The 15246-nt window shown below is 41.7% G+C and carries 17 protein-coding genes; 3 read left to right on the plus strand and 14 right to left on the minus strand.

The annotated features are described in order from the left end of the window. Positions 1-480: 480 nt before the first annotated feature. The 7 genes from ACXAFE_RS08980 to ACXAFE_RS09010 form a co-directional block, all read right to left on the minus strand. Positions 481-807 carry a YbaB/EbfC family nucleoid-associated protein gene (locus tag ACXAFE_RS08980; RefSeq protein WP_054980044.1) on the minus strand — a complete coding sequence of 109 codons (327 nt, stop codon included), beginning with the start codon at positions 805-807 and terminating at the stop codon, positions 481-483. Between the two features lie 45 nt (positions 808-852). Continuing rightward, complete coding sequence (dnaX, locus tag ACXAFE_RS08985; protein WP_475151501.1) at positions 853-3162, minus strand: DNA polymerase III subunit gamma/tau; 2310 nt, start codon at positions 3160-3162, stop codon at positions 853-855. Continuing rightward, positions 3163-3714, minus strand: a complete 552-nt coding sequence (apt, locus tag ACXAFE_RS08990; protein WP_010559764.1) for an adenine phosphoribosyltransferase — start codon at positions 3712-3714, stop codon at positions 3163-3165. Positions 3715-3887: 173 nt separating this feature from the next. Beyond that, positions 3888-4016 (minus strand): hypothetical protein, encoded by a 129-nt coding sequence (locus ACXAFE_RS08995; RefSeq protein ID WP_021033034.1) that lies wholly within the window; start codon positions 4014-4016, stop codon positions 3888-3890. Between the two features lie 67 nt (positions 4017-4083). Then, positions 4084-4818: an HvfC family RiPP maturation protein gene (locus ACXAFE_RS09000; protein ID WP_475151505.1), complete on the minus strand. Its 735-nt coding sequence runs from the start codon at positions 4816-4818 to the stop codon at positions 4084-4086. Further along, complete coding sequence (locus ACXAFE_RS09005; RefSeq protein WP_475151507.1) at positions 4818-5669, minus strand: HvfB family MNIO-type RiPP peptide maturase; 852 nt, start codon at positions 5667-5669, stop codon at positions 4818-4820. The genes ACXAFE_RS09000 and ACXAFE_RS09005 overlap by 1 nt, the downstream gene beginning before the upstream one ends. Positions 5670-5743: 74 nt before the next feature. Then, complete coding sequence (locus tag ACXAFE_RS09010) at positions 5744-6283, minus strand: HvfA family oxazolone/thioamide-modified RiPP metallophore (protein WP_475151510.1); 540 nt, start codon at positions 6281-6283, stop codon at positions 5744-5746. Between the two features lie 224 nt (positions 6284-6507). Here ACXAFE_RS09010 and ACXAFE_RS09015 point away from each other — a divergent pair, with 224 nt between their 5' ends. Next, positions 6508-7473 (plus strand): tRNA-dihydrouridine synthase, encoded by a 966-nt coding sequence (locus ACXAFE_RS09015; RefSeq protein WP_475151513.1) that lies wholly within the window; start codon positions 6508-6510, stop codon positions 7471-7473. 82 nt (positions 7474-7555) lie between these two features. Continuing rightward, a complete protein-coding gene (locus ACXAFE_RS09020; protein WP_010559758.1) occupies positions 7556-7885 on the plus strand; it encodes a TraR/DksA family transcriptional regulator in 330 nt (109 codons plus the stop codon). 3 nt (positions 7886-7888) lie between these two features. Here the strand turns inward: ACXAFE_RS09020 and ACXAFE_RS09025 are convergent, their stop codons facing one another. Beyond that, on the minus strand, positions 7889-8869 hold the full coding sequence (locus ACXAFE_RS09025; protein WP_475151518.1) for a hypothetical protein: 981 nt from the start codon (positions 8867-8869) through the stop codon (positions 7889-7891). Positions 8870-8911: 42 nt separating this feature from the next. Here ACXAFE_RS09025 and ACXAFE_RS09030 point away from each other — a divergent pair, with 42 nt between their 5' ends. Then, complete coding sequence (locus ACXAFE_RS09030) at positions 8912-9418, plus strand: nucleotidyl cyclase domain-containing protein (protein WP_475151521.1); 507 nt, start codon at positions 8912-8914, stop codon at positions 9416-9418. A gap of 395 nt (positions 9419-9813) precedes the next feature. Here the strand turns inward: ACXAFE_RS09030 and ACXAFE_RS09035 are convergent, their stop codons facing one another. From ACXAFE_RS09035 to ACXAFE_RS09060, 6 genes are read right to left on the minus strand one after another with little or no spacing between them, the layout of a single operon-like run. After that, positions 9814-11097, minus strand: coding sequence for a tetratricopeptide repeat protein (locus tag ACXAFE_RS09035; protein WP_475151523.1), 1284 nt, complete (start codon positions 11095-11097; stop codon positions 9814-9816). An 8-nt stretch (positions 11098-11105) separates the two neighbouring features. Further along, entirely contained in the window at positions 11106-11720 is a 615-nt protein-coding gene (locus ACXAFE_RS09040; RefSeq protein WP_054979837.1) for an energy transducer TonB, read from the minus strand. Continuing rightward, on the minus strand, positions 11720-12124 hold the full coding sequence (locus tag ACXAFE_RS09045; protein WP_010559753.1) for an ExbD/TolR family protein: 405 nt from the start codon (positions 12122-12124) through the stop codon (positions 11720-11722). Before ACXAFE_RS09045 ends, ACXAFE_RS09040 begins: the two co-directional genes overlap by 1 nt. Before the next feature lie 14 nt (positions 12125-12138). Beyond that, entirely contained in the window at positions 12139-12663 is a 525-nt protein-coding gene (locus tag ACXAFE_RS09050) for a MotA/TolQ/ExbB proton channel family protein (RefSeq protein ID WP_010559752.1), read from the minus strand. Next, positions 12663-14027, minus strand: coding sequence for a MotA/TolQ/ExbB proton channel family protein (locus ACXAFE_RS09055; RefSeq protein WP_475151526.1), 1365 nt, complete (start codon positions 14025-14027; stop codon positions 12663-12665). Before ACXAFE_RS09055 ends, ACXAFE_RS09050 begins: the two co-directional genes overlap by 1 nt. Before the next feature lie 5 nt (positions 14028-14032). After that, positions 14033-14803 (minus strand): DUF3450 domain-containing protein, encoded by a 771-nt coding sequence (locus ACXAFE_RS09060; protein ID WP_010559750.1) that lies wholly within the window; start codon positions 14801-14803, stop codon positions 14033-14035. Between the last annotated feature and the right edge of the window lie 443 nt (positions 14804-15246).

A 15246-nucleotide genomic window follows, 5' to 3' on the forward strand; every position in this document is an offset into this window, starting at 1 on the left:
TTTAGGACTCACGTACACACCTTGAATTATCCATTACATTCACAAGCAGATGCGTGGAAAATGATTAGATTTTAATAATTAACGAGCTAATTTCCCTATTGCTTCTTGTGTGAATTCTTATTTTTCTGTGATTAATTATCTAAAATCACACTTAAGAACTTTAGGGGACTAACGCCAACGAAAGTTCTTTCAAAACCTATCAGAATTATTAACATTTGTCACTGAGAAACAATAGTTTAAGGAACTTGGATATGGGGGTTTTTAGTTTTTTGTTCGGTGATAGTGATGCAAGTAATTCCAGCGAACAATCCGTAAATGTTGATGGTTCACCTATGTGTGGGAGTGTTGATATCAATGGAAACCCATATGGAGTGACGTCCGCAGGTGATGGCATTGATCATACTATTTGGTATCCCTAAATTTCAGACAAAAAAATAGCGCCAAAAGGCGCTATTTTTAAAACATAAAATGCGTTTTAAATTAGAACGGCATTTTGAAGCCAGGAGGCATTTGCATACCGCCAGTTACAGAAGCCATTTTCTCAGCTGAGCCTTCTTCAACGCGACGTACTGCATCGTTGATTGCAGCTGCAACTAGATCTTCGATCATTTCTTTGTCGTCTTCCATTAATGACTCATCAATGTCGATGCGACGCACATTGTGGCTACCTAGCATAGTTACTTTCACAAGGCCTGCGCCCGCTTCACCAACTACTTCCATATTTTTAATTTCTTCTTGGGCTTTTTGCATGCGCTCTTGCATTTGCTGCGCTTGCTTCATCATGTTACCCATTCCGCCTTTAAACATAATTTTTCTCTCTTTTAATGCATGGCAGCTAGGCTACCAACAGAATTATAATGCCTTTATTGTACCTTCATCTAGCTCTGCGTCAAAGTGTGTCATGAGCTGAGTGATAATTGGGTCGTTTTTAATGGTGTGCACCGCTTGTTGATGACGAAACGCATCAATTTTTTGCTGAATTTTAAACGGTGTTTGTTCTACTACATCGTTAAAATTAATAAGTAATTCAACGTGCATATTCAGTAAATGTGACAGCGCTTGTTGCAACTGTTCACGCAACATAGGTGAGTCAAGGTGTCTTTGCTCACTATCAACCAGCAAGCTCACTTCTGAACCATTTTGCTGATAAATGCTGTGCAGAGCAAATTGACGCACGCGACCACCTAGGCCCATGGTTTCTATTTTATTTGCCCAATCGTCTTGCTGATGAGCAAAACGTTCTTGTGAAATTGGGCTTTCAAAGCCTTCAATAACTTGCGGCTCAGGGGCAGATGCTGCCTCTTGCTTTGGTTCTGGCGTTAATTGTTCAATTAATTCCGGCGCCACATGCTGAGTTTCACCACGGTATTTTTCAAGTGGGCTTTGTTTTGGTTTTGCAAAGTTTTCGCCCCTTTGCTGGGGTTCAGTCTTTTTTATTGACGTTTCGCTACCGTCCGGTTGAATAAGTGACCCCGAGCCCGATACATTGCGACGCGCTAAAATTTTCGCGATTGCTTCTGCTTCGTTATTGAAGTTTTGCTCGAAGCTTGGCTGAGGCGATTCTTCCGCTGGCGGCTGCTCATTTACCACCTGCTCAGGCATTTGCTGTGGCTCTAGTGCGCTATCGAACTGTTGCTGTTGCTGTTGCTGTTGCTGTTGCTGTTGCTGTTGCTGTTGCTGTTGCTGTTGCTGTTGCTGTTGCTCAAACATTTCAGGCGCTGGCGATTGTGATGTCAACTGCTCAGCTTGTGCAAGTACGTCGTCCATTTGCTGATTTACTTGCTGCTCTAATTGTTCTTGAGATGGCTGCTCTTGAGATTGCACGGGTGCAGCCTGCACTTGCGGCGCGGGAGCTTCTGTTGCAGGAGCTTCTGTTACAGGAACAAGCGGTGCTGGTTTTTCTACCACAGGTTGAACAGGCTCAGGTTGTTGCTGCGTTACCTGTTTATTATCGAGTGCTTCTTTTTGTTTTTTTAATTGCTCTTTTAACGAAACACGTGCGCTTGGTGTTGCTTGTTGAGCTTGTGGCTGTGTTTGCGCAGCTTGGTTTTGCTGCGCCGGTGCTTGTGCCTGCATTTGTGCAGGTTCAAACGCCAGTAACTTTAACATCACCATTTCAAAGCCAAGTTGCTCGGTTGGCGCAAGCATTAAATCTTTTTTACCGTTTAGCAGTAGCTGATAGTACACCTGAATTTCACGGGTATCTGCTTCATTTGCCAGTTCACTAATAAAATCGGCATATTGGTCGCTCAGTTGCGCAGCACTTGGCACCAACTTAGACACTAGTATTAAATGACATAGCTTAATTAAGTCATCGAGTACCGCACCATAATTACCATTTTGTAAGCCCAATTTAGCGCTTAGCTCTAATAGGCTATCACCATCGCTGGCCATGGCCGCAATCAATAAACTTTGTGCCCAAGTAATATCCATTAAACCAAGCATTTGTTTGGTTGCTTGGTGGCTAATATTACCATTGGTTTGAGCGATGGCTTGGTCAGTTAAACTCAGTGCATCGCGCATACTGCCTTTGGCACTTTGTGCCAGTTGCTTAAGCGCTTCTGGTTCAAAACCCAGTTGCTCTTGCTGCAAAATATGCGTTAGTTGTGTTTCAATTTCATTTTCCGACAATGCAGCCAAATTAAATTGCAAACAACGCGACAAAATAGTGACGGGTAATTTTTGCGGATCGGTCGTAGCAAGTAAAAACTTAACGTGCTCTGGTGGCTCTTCTAGTGTTTTTAACAATGCATTAAAGCTGTGTTTAGAGAGCATGTGCACTTCATCAATAAGGTACACTTTATAACGGCCGCGAGTGGGCGCGTATTGCACGTTATCGAGAATTTCGCGCGTATCTTCGACTTTGGTGCGCGACGCTGCATCGATTTCAATTAGGTCGATAAAACGGCCCTGTTCGATATCAACGCAGGCATTACAGCTGCCACAAGGCTGACTTGTAATGCCTGATTCGCAGTTTAAGCTTTTTGCAAAAATTCTGGCAATAGTGGTTTTACCTACACCACGTGTACCGGTAAATAAGTAAGCATGGTGCAAACGGTTTTGATCAAGCGCGTTTACTAATGCTTGTTTAACGTGTTGCTGCCCAACTAACTGATGAAAGTTTTGTGGACGCCACTTTCTTGCCAGAACTTGATAGCTCATTTACTCGCCTTCAAACTCAACTAATTTAAGTATGTTTAAACCTAAGCCGTCTAGACGGGCTTCACCGCCAAGTTCTGGCAATGAAATAACAAATGCTGCGTCGGTTGCGTTACCACCAAGTTTTTCAACCAATTTAACGGTTGCTTCGATAGTGCCGCCTGTTGCTAATAAGTCGTCTACTAGCAATACTTTATCGCCCGCTTTAATTGCATCTTTATGAATTTCAAGGGTATCTTCACCGTATTCAAGTTGATACGACTGCGATACCGTTTCGCGTGGCAATTTGCCCGGCTTACGCACAGGGACAAATGGAATGCCTAATTCTAGTGCAAGCGGTGCACCAAAAATAAAGCCGCGAGATTCAGTACCAATAATTACATCAAATTCTTGGTTTTTGTATTTTTCTACCAGTGCTTTTTGCACGGTTTGGAACGCTTTAGGCTCAGCTAATAAGCTAGTAATATCGCGAAACATAATGCCTGGTTTTGGATAATCTGGCACAGTCGCAATGCTATTTTTTACTAGTTCTAGGTCTGAAACTGACAAAGTCATGGTTTTCCCCAATATTTTAATTACAGGTCATTATACAAAGTTTGAAACAAAAAACCTCCGCTTCGCATAATTAATCGAGCCCTTTCGATTATCTATTGCACAACAGGGTATTGCAGAAACAACAAAGGCCGATAAATCGGCCTAAAATCACAAATTATGTGGAAGGTATGGTATTAAGCGCTTAGTAGCGTCGCCCAACCTAGAATTGCATTTAAACAACCAATGCCTGCAAATACAACTAGGAAACCAATAAAGTATTTTGCATTGAACGGGTCTTTAAAATCACCTTTGTGCGCCATCATTACCTCTACATCTTAAGCACGAAAAATCGCCGCATATAATAGTAGAAGTTGATCTAGATCAAAAGTGTTATTTTGTGACCAATACCGCTTTTTGCGCTAAATCGTTAAGTGTCGTAATTAAACCCGTTTCTAATGTTGCTGGATCAAACTGGGGCAACATTTGCTGCATTGTATCGCGTACTGCACTAAATTTAATGCTTGGCGTTGACTCTATTAACTGTACTAAGTGCGCAGTTATCGCATTGATGGCAACAAACTGAATATCATCATCACCGTCGCGATAAATAACCAAATGATTACCTTCTTCAAGCGTTGATAGCTCAGAATTCTCGCTTGATGCGAATTGCACCGGGTAAGCATAACTTACGCGCCACGCAAGCGATGAAAAATAAAGTGGCTGCGTTTGAATATCGGAAACAGCCCTTTCATTTGGATCTTGATCTGCAATTGAAAGTGCCAATTCGACCCACTCGTAGTGTGCAAGTTCCAGCATGTATTCTGGGTCGGCCGCTGTACGCGTATATTCATTTGATATAAACGCCAAAAACTCTTCAGAAATTTGCAAAAAGTAAGGTGATTTACAATCATGTTGGCTAAAAAATTTTCGCACTAAAACAAGCCAATCTTGTTCACTATAAAGCGACTGAAGTACTGGAAACGCAGAACTGACAAAGCCTTCAACATTGTTAAAGAAAAGCTCTCGGTAAATTGCTAAGCGGCGATCTTCGATATCAGGAAACTGGTGATTTTCAGGGTCGCGAATATGCTGCATAAAGGCATTTTGGGTAGCTTGAAAACTCATTAAGCTGTTTCTCGCTTAATGTTCTCTGACTGAATTGCGGCAATGGTATCAACTTCACCTAATAATTCGGGCATCGCCGGAATATTAAAATCACGCTCTAACAAGGTTGGGAATACACCATGAATTTGGTATGCCTCACGTAGCAATTGCCACACAGGGTCTATTACATCGGCACCATGGGTATCAACAATTAAATCATCCGCTTCATTATAGTGCCCGGCGATATGACCGTAGCTAATGCGTTTGGTAGGAAGTCCTTTTAAAAATTCGCTAGCACTGTAACCATGATTAACGGCGTTAACATAAATATTGTTTACATCGAGTAATAACTCGCAGTTGGCCTCTTCTAAAACCAAGTTTGTGAAGTCTAGCTCTGACATTTGCTGCCCTGGAGCTGCGTAATACGATACGTTTTCCATCGCGATAGGCATTTCAAGAATATCTTGCACTGTGCGAATGCGCTCTGCGACATAACGTGCTGCTTCTTCACTAAATGGAATTGGCATAAGGTCGTACATATGCCCTGTACCCGAGCAATAACTTAAGTGTTCGCTGTAGGCTTTAATATTATGTTGTTTGAAGAACACTTTAAGATCTTTAACAAAATCAATATCAAGTGGTTCAGGTGAACCGATTGAAAGAGATAACCCGTGGCACACAAAATTATGTTGTTCGGTTAATTGCTTAAACTTTTTGCCTAATGCGCCACCTAAGATTAACCAATTTTCAGGCGCGACTTCTAAAAAATCGATTTGCTTTGGGTAGTCCTCGATTAATGGGTCAAGCATTTCACGTCTTAGACCAAGCCCTACCATTCCAAAATTGTGTTTATTCACCGCCCCTCCAAACATATTTATTCTTTAATTAACTAAAAGGCCAGCTAAGCTGGCCTTTTGACTAGTTAGCCTGAAATAGGGTTAACTAATTACTTGTGACCACCGCATTTGCCTTCGCCACACTTGCCTTCTTTTTTAGCTTTTTTGTCGCCGCCACATTTGCCTTCGCCGCACTTGCCTTCTTTTTTAGCTTTGTGGTCGCCGCCGCATTTGCCTTCGCCACACTTGCCTTCTTTTTTAGCTTTGTGGTCGCCGCCGCATTTGCCTTCGCCGCACTTACCTTCTTTTTTAGCTTTTTTGTCGCCGCCGCATTTACCTTCGCCACACTTGCCTTCTTTTTTAGCTTTTTTGTCGCCGCCGCATTTACCTTCGCCACACTTGCCTTCTTTTTTGGCTTTTTTGTCGCCGCCGCATTTGCCTTCGCCACACTTGCCTTCTTTTTCAGCTTTTTTGTCGCCGCCGCATTTACCTTCACCACATTTACCTTCGCCAGCGTCAAGCATATAGCCAGATTGCATTGCGGTAACTTGGAAAGGGTTAGCGTTTGCCGCTGTAGAAACTAGGCTTGATGCACCAATTACTGCTGCACCTACTGTTAAAGCTACTGAATTTTTATTAAGTGTTTTCATAGTTGTCTCGTTTTACGTTTACTTGATTGTTTAAAATGACCTAGCTTTTAAAAATATTCTTTCAAACAAATTTAAATTTTTTGATCAATTCGTTTTGTAAATCTCATTATGGTACAGCTAACCCATTGAGCAATATCAGTTTAGCCTTGTAATAAAAAAAATAATAGTGTTTAGCTCATAAGCTCGTTAAAATCGCCGCCGAGATAGCTATTACACGGGTTACAATGAAACTAATTTTGGCACCGATGGAAGGTGTTGTTGACTTCCATATGCGACAATTGCTCACCGATATTGGTGGCTTTGACCTGTGTGTTACTGAGTTTATCCGTGTAGTTGATGCATTATTACCTGCTCGTGTATTTCATCGATACTGCCCTGAGTTAAACAATCAGGGAAAAACCCAATCTGGCACCCCTGTGCGTATTCAATTACTTGGACAACACGCAAATGTGCTTGCAGAAAATGCACAGCGTGCGGTTGAGCTTGGTTCTCACGGTATTGACTTGAATTTTGGCTGCCCCGCAAAAACAGTCAATAAAAGTAAAGGCGGCGCAGTATTACTCAAAGAACCCGAGCAGATTTATCAAATTGTAAAAGCTGTGCGAGATGCTGTGCCTGTGGATGATGAGGTATCAGCTAAGGTTCGCCTTGGTTTTGATGACTGTTCTCAAAGCCAAGAAATTTTTGATGCTGTTTGCAGTGCCGGCGCCTCAAGCATCGCGATTCATGCAAGAACAAAACGTGACGGCTATCGTCCACCTGCCTATTGGGAAAAAATAAAACCACTCAAAGTCACCTCTGATATCAATGTAGTTGCCAACGGTGAGGTATGGAATTTTGAACATTACATATTGTGCCAACAACGCAGTGGCTGTGATGATGTGATGCTAGGTCGTGGTGCGTTAGCAAAGCCCGATTTAGCAGCTGAAATTGTCAGCAAGCGCAATGGCGAACATTACACTGCATTATCGTGGCAGCAAATACTACATCATATAATTGACTCATCAATGCATTGTGATGGCGGTAACAGTGAACGTTACTTCGCCAGTCGCACAAAACAGTGGCTTGGCTATTTAAAACTGCAATACACCGAAGCAAACCTCTTTTTTGAAGAAATAAAACGCCTTAAATCGAGTCAAGAAGTGCTCGATAAAATTTTACAGGCGAGTAACAAAGTTACTACTTGTTGATTCATATCATATCGCGCGTTTATCAAGTCCCTATAATTCAATATTGCACCCTTAGGTGCTAGGAATAAAAAGGGGAATGAGAATGACCGTGTCACTTGAGTTATTCAAACGTAGGCTTGAAGTAGAATTGGAAGCGTTACGCAAAGAGGTAATTGAACATTATGGACAAGTTCAGCCCGCAATTGTTAATGACTTACATGCTATTAACTATAGCGATTGGCCAGATTTTCTGGAACAGCACTTTCTATTAAATCATGAACCTAAACTGAGTCGTTTAATTCAGTTGGAGGCGGCAATTGCACAATTTGAAATTGGCCAATATGGCTATTGTGCAGACTGTGAAGAACCTATTGAATTAGAGTTACTCGATAACGACCCAGCAACACAACGCTGTAAAGCATGTTCCCATTAGGCGTTAGCCTAATGGGATATTTACCATCGCAAGCGCTGGCTCTTGTAATATTTTAGCTAGTACACGATTAGCGCGTTCTTCATCAATACCTAACTGCTTGGTTAGCACTGTAAGTGCATGCTCACTACTCCATGACTGCGCATGAATACCGAAATCAACTTCTGCAATTACCGCTTGTTCTCTACCAAACGGAACGACTGCAAATTCCGCGCGGCGATCACTGTATTTGGTACGCCAATCTAAGCCTGAGTTATTTGCGCATTTTGCGCTTGTGAGACAAATCATAAATTGTGGTTCACTGTTTACACTTTGCTTGATTATTAACAAGCGATTTAATACATCCGCCGGTTTTTGCGCTGCATTAGTAAAATAGTTTAAACGTGCTTGATACCAATCTTTACCATTAGGTAAGGCCCCAACGCCTGGGCTTCTACGTGGTGAGTAATCTTTTAAATAACTTTCAAACTCAGTCAATGCGGCTTTTGCTGCTGTGAATGTCTCTAGCTGTTGTTTTACGTTAGCTATTTGGCGTAACAGCGCGGTTAGCTCAAAGCGACTGAGGCGAACTTTGTCTTGATAGGCATTACTCATTTTTTGCTGACTAAAGGCAATAAAGTCCGCGAGGTCGGCATCTTCAACATGAGACGCGCTCTGTAAGTAGTTTAATACCGGATTAGCATTATACGGCCAAGGAAAGAAACGTTCGGTAAAGCGCTGCTCTATCGCTAACAGTTGAGCTTCTGGGCTAGGTTTTTCCGATGCTCGCAATAATTGTTTAAATAGGCTATCTCTTTGCGTTAAATATCGGTCACTCATAGGCCACAAAAGGTCGTTAGATTCGCTCTGTGACGCGTAAAGTAATGTATTAAGCTGCTTTAAAGACGTTACTAACTCGGCCTCTGAGCGATTATTTGAGGCGTCATCGCAGCCAAATAATAAAAAAGCGAAACTAATTGGTAGTAATAATTGCGTAAATTTAATCAATTTAATCTAACCTTAAAAGAGATGGTAATCTGGAGAGCGCTTATGATTTTTTCTTTTCAAAACGCCTCATTTCGCGATACGGAAACTGGATTATACAACCAAGCATACTTTATGGAAATTTTTAACCGCGAATGGCATAGGTTAATACGTGATAACGATAGTTTGTCTATTCTGTTATTTAATCCACATATCAGAACCACTTCTGAGACTGAAAAAGCAAAACTAATTCAAGTAGGTAATATTCTGACCGAGCAAACACTACGCAGCACCGATATTACGTGTCGCTTTAACGAACACTGCTTTGCAATGGGGCTATTTGGGCTCGATACCGAAGGCACTAAAGTGATTGTTTCGCGCATTCAAAACGCGTTATTAGAGCAAGAAAAGCTGGGCTTATTGCACTGCAATTTAAGCATTGGTGCGGTAAACGTAAAGCCAGAGCTTACTATTGAACCCGGCGCGATTTTTGAAAAAACAATCACCGCCCTTCATTATGCAGAACAAAATGGCGTAAATGCGTATCAACTAGAAACATATACCATTCACTAACATTTAAAACAGCATTTTGAGAGTAGCACCATCGCTACTTTGTAGTGAGTAGATTTAGCGCTGAGCGCCGTGTTGTAGCGAACAAGTGTGATATTGATGTCGATATTCGACTAAAGCTGCTGCGGCTGATGCATCTTATGTGGCGAGTATGTGAATTAATCCGATTGCGCTCAAAAGAACCGTTCGGCAGCGCTTGATTGGGTTTTCTACTGTGTTATCGGCTGACTCACATAGAATAAGTATGCCACGCAGCCTATGTCTTGTATGAGACCTAATCAAACTACAGCAAAAACGAACTTAAAAGGTCAACAGACCCTAATTAATTGCCGAAAATAAACGATAAATTTTAGGCATTAAAAAAGCCCCTGTTGGGGCTTTTTGTGCGCGTTCAGCTATTAAATTTTAACGCCCTTACGGATCGCTTTGTCTTTAATATACTGAGACCAGCTCTTAGCAAATTTCTTCGTTTGCGGATAATCTATCGCTTTACGAACATTTTGATAAGCCAGCTTGTACTTTTCTTGCTGAAGGTATGCTTCTGCAAGGTCTAAGTGGATCTGACCTTTCTTTTTATTGCCAAGCTCAAGTGCTTTGCTAAGGTTTTTAACCGCTAGTGCATAATCTTCGCTCGTTACAAACATTGAACCTGCTTTACGATATAACTCAGAGTCATTATCGAAATCAGCTGCTTCAATGTAGAACTTCGCTGCTTTGTTATAATGCTTAGCATTATGGAAATATGCACCTAGTGTCGAAACCGTAGATTTGTCTTTCTTAACTTTCTTTGCTTTTACCGCTTTTTCAAGTGTAACACCTGCTTGGTAAGGCATTTCGTTAAGTGAATACAAACTTGCAAGGAATTTAAAATGGTTAGCTGTTTCTAACGCATTGTTACGCTCTGCTACTTTCGCAGCTGCAAGACCTTTTTTATAGTCTTCAACTGTCATGTAGAAAGAAGCTAAACGAGTCCAAAGTTTGTACTCTTTTGGCCAAATCTTAATTTGCTCTTCACTTGTTTTAACCGCATTATTGAACTGCTTAAGCTCTACGTACGCACCAACTTTTAAGTCGTAAGCACTTTTTATAGGCTCTTTTTTAGATAGCTCAATTGCACGGTCAGCTGGACCAAGAATATTCTTATACTCTTTTGTTTCGTAGTAAATAGATGCAATTGCTAAATAAACTTTTGCATCTTCTTCACCCGTAAAGTCCATCCAAGCGTAGTAAGAATCACGAGCATCTTTATACTGTTTTTCTTGACGCTGTAAGTCTGCAATAAGCTTCATTACAGTTGCTTGGTCTTTAAAGTTAAGAACATCTGGCTTAGCTGCCGCTTTAGCAAGACGAATTGCGTCGTCAAACTTTTCAAGCTGGTAGCTCATTTGCGCCATGTAGTAGTTAACTTGTGCTCTATCAAACTCGTCTGAAGGCTCTATTTCCTTCATCATTTGAAGCGCACCAGCTACATCGCCCTCGATTCCTTTTTCCTGGTCGCCATTGTAAACATCAAATGCTTTAACAACTTTTTTACCAGTGCGTTCACCCATAACTTTGGTTTTACGTTTCTTGCGCTCTTCAATCTTCGCAGGATCTGCTTTAGCCAAAGTTGGTGCAGAATAAACTGCACCACCAAGTGAAATTAATAAGGCAAGCGCGGTCACTTTAGATAAAGTTTTCATACTGCCTCCTAACCTTGGTCAAGTTTGAAATCAAGTTGAACTTCGATGCCTGCTTGACGTTGTGGTTTACCATCAACAATCTTAGGCTTGTATTTCCATTTACGTAGAGCACGCTTTGCTTCACGGTCGAAAATACGTCTTGGTTCAGCGTTAATAACTTCAATATCAGTTACACCACCTACTTCATCGATTGTAAAGCGAAGTTGTACCCAACCTTCTTTACCATCACGTGCAGCTTGTGGCGGATATTTAGGCTCAATTCGAACGATTGGTGTAGCATCACCATCTCGGCCAAATGCGCCTGGGCCATCTAGACCACCTGCCGTACCACCAACATCAATTGATGGCATATTAAACTGTAACCCAGAGTTGTTATTACTCGAGTTATCAGGTTGTGGCGGCTGCGGTTTAGGCGGCTGCTTAGGTGGCGGCGGAGGCGGAGGCGGTACACGCTTCCTCTCCTGCACCTTTGATTCAGGCGGATTCGTCATAATTTCGACTACAATCTGCTCTTGGTCATTGGCGGCGCGTTTATCGCCGCCAGAAATCAAGAACGCCATGAAATAAAATAAGCCGAAAGTAACTGCCCCACCTGCAATCAGTGAAAACAGAAAACGAATCATTACTTTTCTCCAGCGATTGAAATCTTCAGATAGTCACCAGTAGCCTTGATCTGGTCCATAACTTTCATAACCACACCGTGCTTCGCTTCTTTATCCGCTTGGATAATCACGACTTCAGTAGGTTGTTCAGCTAATAGACGCTCGATGTTCGCAGATACACGTTCTACATCTACTTGGCGCTTATCCATCCAAACTTCACCGTTACCACGAATTGCAATAAAGATATTTGCATTTTTCTTCTTGGTAGCTTGTGCTGCTTTTGGTTTGTTAACTTCAATACCGGCTTCTTTAACGAATGACGTTGTTACGATAAAGAAGATAAGCATGATGAAAACGATGTCGAGCATCGGTGTCATATCTACCGCTGCGTCATCTTCTTCACGAATACGTTTATTACGTGCCATATTCAAATCTCTCTCTAGTGATGCGGCAAGCTATCGATAAGTTTATTCTTAGCCATCTTCGCTTTCGCTTCTAGACGTGTGCTAAAGAATACACCTGATAGTGCTGCAACCATTCCAGCCATTGTTGGGATCGTCGCCATTGAAATACCTGATGCCATTAAGCGTGCGTTACCAGTACCTTGGGTAGCCATGGTTTCGAAAACCGCGATCATACCCGTAACAGTACCTAATAAGCCGATAAGTGGACATACAGCTACTAATGTTTTGATCAACAACATACGCTCATCTAATTTCTCAGACGCTTCAGAAATCCATGCTTCACGGATTCTGTGTGCATACCAAGACGTAGTGTCCTGGCGGGCGTCCCAGTTAGCGATGATTCCCTTTTTCATTTTAGGAAACACGCTGGTCAGGAACCAATAGCGCTCAATCATTAATACCCACATAAGAAAGAGTGCTATTGCGACCACATATAGTACCTGGCCGCCTGTAGCCACAAAATCCCTGACAGATTCCCAGATCTCCATCAGGACTAGCATTAGGCTTTCTCCTTCTCCGCGTGAGCAGCAATAATACCAGCGCTTTGCTCATCTAGGATGTGTAGTACAGACTTAGAACGGCTTGCAACGATAGCGTGAACTAGGATTAGCGGTAGTGCCGCAATTAGACCTAGAGCTGTAGTTACTAGTGCCATTGAGATTGAACCAGCCATGATCTTCGGATCACCTGTACCGAATAACGTGATTTGCTGGAATGTTTCGATCATACCTACAACAGTACCTAATAGACCCATTAGAGGTGCGATAGCTGCGAAGATCTTGATGATGTTAACACCAGCTTCGATGCGTGGCGTTTCACGTAGAATCGCTTCATCAAGCTTAAGCTCAAGGTTTTCAACATCTTCTGACTTGTTGTCTTGGTAAACTTTAAGAATACGACCAAGCGGGTTGTTTTCGTTTGGTGTGTTAAGATTCTTAAGCTGTGAACGGATCTTACCAGTAGTTAGTGTAAGGTCAGCAAGACGAATAATCGCGATGATGAAACCAATAACTAGTAGTACTGCGATTAGGTAACCAACTGTACCACCTTGGTGGAAACGCTCTTCGTGAGTCGCTTTCTGCGTGTTTAGACGTAGAATTGAACCACGAGTGATATCTGTATAGAAACCAGTGTAAGAACCAGCTGAAGTAGCACGTAGCGCTTCAGCAGAAGACAATACGTAACCATCAGGCTGACGACCTAGCGGCTGGATTTGCTTAGTTTCTGGGTGGTAAATTAAGTAACCTTGATCAGAGATAAGGTTGAAGTTACCAATACGCGTAACTTTAGCGTTAACTTCTGAACCGTCTAACTGAGCAACTGTAGTTTCGAAAGATGATACTTTCGCAGACTCAGTCATTTCAGTTTGAAGACCAATCCAAAGCTCTTCTAGTTCGCGAGTAGTTGGTAGTTCTTTAGCAGCAGCTAGAGAACGAAGAACTTCTTCACGTCCTGGCTTTTCAGCAGAAACTAGTGACGCTTCGATTGAACCGATTGTTTCAGATGCAGCACGACGTACAACACCGAACATCTCACCAAGCGTACCTTTAGCAGTTTCTAATTCTGCTTCTTTAGACGCTAGTGTCGCTTCGTTTTGTGCGTATTGCTTCTTAAGACGATCACCGCGAGCTTCTTCAGCCGCTAGTTCACGTTGAGCTTTCTTTAATAACGCTTGCTTGTCAGCACGAGCTGATAAGAACTCTTGCTCACGTTGCTTGTTAATTTTGCCAGACGAGATACGGTCTTGCTTAACTTGCTCAAGGATTTTATCTAGAGCAGCTGTATCTGCGTGTGCGTTTAGCGCGCCACCTGCAGAAACAGAAAGAACAGTAGCAACTGCTAAACCTTTAAATAGTTTCTTCATCGTGATTACTCCGCGCCAAAGATTGGAAGGCTAACAATATCGTAAGCTTTTTGCTTACGCGCCATACGAATAAGATCAGTAATAGGGCTGATGTATTCGTCACCTAGCTTGTCCCACTGCTTTGTAGAGTTGTTCCAAACCCAAGCATTCTTAAGGTCTAGAGACTGAGCTACATAAGCGATACGACCAACACGACCGAAGTCTACAGTGATATCACGACCATCTAGGTTGATAGCACCTTGAGTAGCAGTTACAACAGTGCTGTAATCTTTCTCTGTAAGGTATGCTTCAAGAACCTGACGGTACTTTTCAGAAGTCGTTACTGATGAGTTAGTCATTAACTCACGTAACTTTTCAACACGGTCTAAACGCTTTTCAGTGTCAAAAGGAACGTCCGCTTTGATGAATTGCTCAAGCGTATCGATCATGCGATACATCAAAGGCACAACGTTACGTTTAGTTGTATCGATTTCTTTGATTTGTTTATTTAATGATTCGATACCCGCATTTTGGTCTGCAACCAAACGTGCTAGGTGATCATTATAAACTTTTAGGATCTCAGTTTGGTTAATCGTAGTGTCATACTCCGCTTTCAGTTCAACTGTTTGCTCGAATACGTTATCGATTTTGTTCTGAGACTTTTGTGCAGCCTTAATAGTCTGACCTTCAACATTGTGAATGTCTTTCAAAGGATCTGCCATCACATTGCTGCTTGTAAGTGCAACCGCGCCAACCAACGCTGAAGCTACAAGACTTTTTCTGATTTTAACAGACATAGTTCCCAACCAATTAAGTAATGTTACTTTTTTAGAATTTAAACTGATTAAAACTCAATCATGAATGGTGCACATAAAAAATGCACCAACTCACCAATAATGCTAAATGCATAGAAGAGTGTCAACAGCCAAACTTAGTAAAATACTGCTCTAAGATAAACAAATGCTTTAATGCAACAATTTAATAAACAAACTGTTTACATTTAACCTTTTGTTAATCGCGCTATACCGTCCAAGAAAGATAGTTTATAGCCATATCAGATTGGCTTTAGTAAAAAATTATTAACAATTAACGCAATTATTTTTTTTTTTCAAAAAAAACGCCTAGGTAGAATGTTATTGAAAGGTTTTTAGGCTGAATTGATAAAGATATTCTGTTTTTTAATGACTAAATATGCGTTTGGGTACGCATAAGTATATAAAGAAGCATAAAAGTCATGCTT

Source organism: Pseudoalteromonas sp. ABV4_021 (genome assembly GCF_056159365.1).

Bases quoted from the DNA above. Each gene is read 5' to 3' on its own strand.
- ACXAFE_RS08980 (WP_054980044.1), bottom strand. From the start codon at position 807: ATGTTTAAAGGCGGAATGGGTAACATGATGAAGCAAGCGCAGCAAATG.
- dnaX (WP_475151501.1), bottom strand. From the start codon at position 3,162: ATGAGCTATCAAGTTCTGGCAAGAAAGTGGCGTCCACAAAACTTTCAT.
- apt (WP_010559764.1), bottom strand. From the start codon at position 3,714: ATGACTTTGTCAGTTTCAGACCTAGAACTAGTAAAAAATAGCATTGCG.
- ACXAFE_RS08995 (WP_021033034.1), bottom strand. From the start codon at position 4,016: ATGATGGCGCACAAAGGTGATTTTAAAGACCCGTTCAATGCAAAATAC.
- ACXAFE_RS09000 (WP_475151505.1), bottom strand. From the start codon at position 4,818: ATGAGTTTTCAAGCTACCCAAAATGCCTTTATGCAGCATATTCGCGAC.
- ACXAFE_RS09005 (WP_475151507.1), bottom strand. From the start codon at position 5,669: ATGTTTGGAGGGGCGGTGAATAAACACAATTTTGGAATGGTAGGGCTT.
- ACXAFE_RS09010 (WP_475151510.1), bottom strand. From the start codon at position 6,283: ATGAAAACACTTAATAAAAATTCAGTAGCTTTAACAGTAGGTGCAGCA.
- ACXAFE_RS09015 (WP_475151513.1), top strand. From the start codon at position 6,508: ATGAAACTAATTTTGGCACCGATGGAAGGTGTTGTTGACTTCCATATG.
- ACXAFE_RS09020 (WP_010559758.1), top strand. From the start codon at position 7,556: ATGACCGTGTCACTTGAGTTATTCAAACGTAGGCTTGAAGTAGAATTG.
- ACXAFE_RS09030 (WP_475151521.1), top strand. From the start codon at position 8,912: ATGATTTTTTCTTTTCAAAACGCCTCATTTCGCGATACGGAAACTGGA.
- ACXAFE_RS09035 (WP_475151523.1), bottom strand. From the start codon at position 11,097: ATGAAAACTTTATCTAAAGTGACCGCGCTTGCCTTATTAATTTCACTT.
- ACXAFE_RS09040 (WP_054979837.1), bottom strand. From the start codon at position 11,720: ATGATTCGTTTTCTGTTTTCACTGATTGCAGGTGGGGCAGTTACTTTC.
- ACXAFE_RS09045 (WP_010559753.1), bottom strand. From the start codon at position 12,124: ATGGCACGTAATAAACGTATTCGTGAAGAAGATGACGCAGCGGTAGAT.
- ACXAFE_RS09050 (WP_010559752.1), bottom strand. From the start codon at position 12,663: ATGCTAGTCCTGATGGAGATCTGGGAATCTGTCAGGGATTTTGTGGCT.
- ACXAFE_RS09055 (WP_475151526.1), bottom strand. From the start codon at position 14,027: ATGAAGAAACTATTTAAAGGTTTAGCAGTTGCTACTGTTCTTTCTGTT.
- ACXAFE_RS09060 (WP_010559750.1), bottom strand. From the start codon at position 14,803: ATGTCTGTTAAAATCAGAAAAAGTCTTGTAGCTTCAGCGTTGGTTGGC.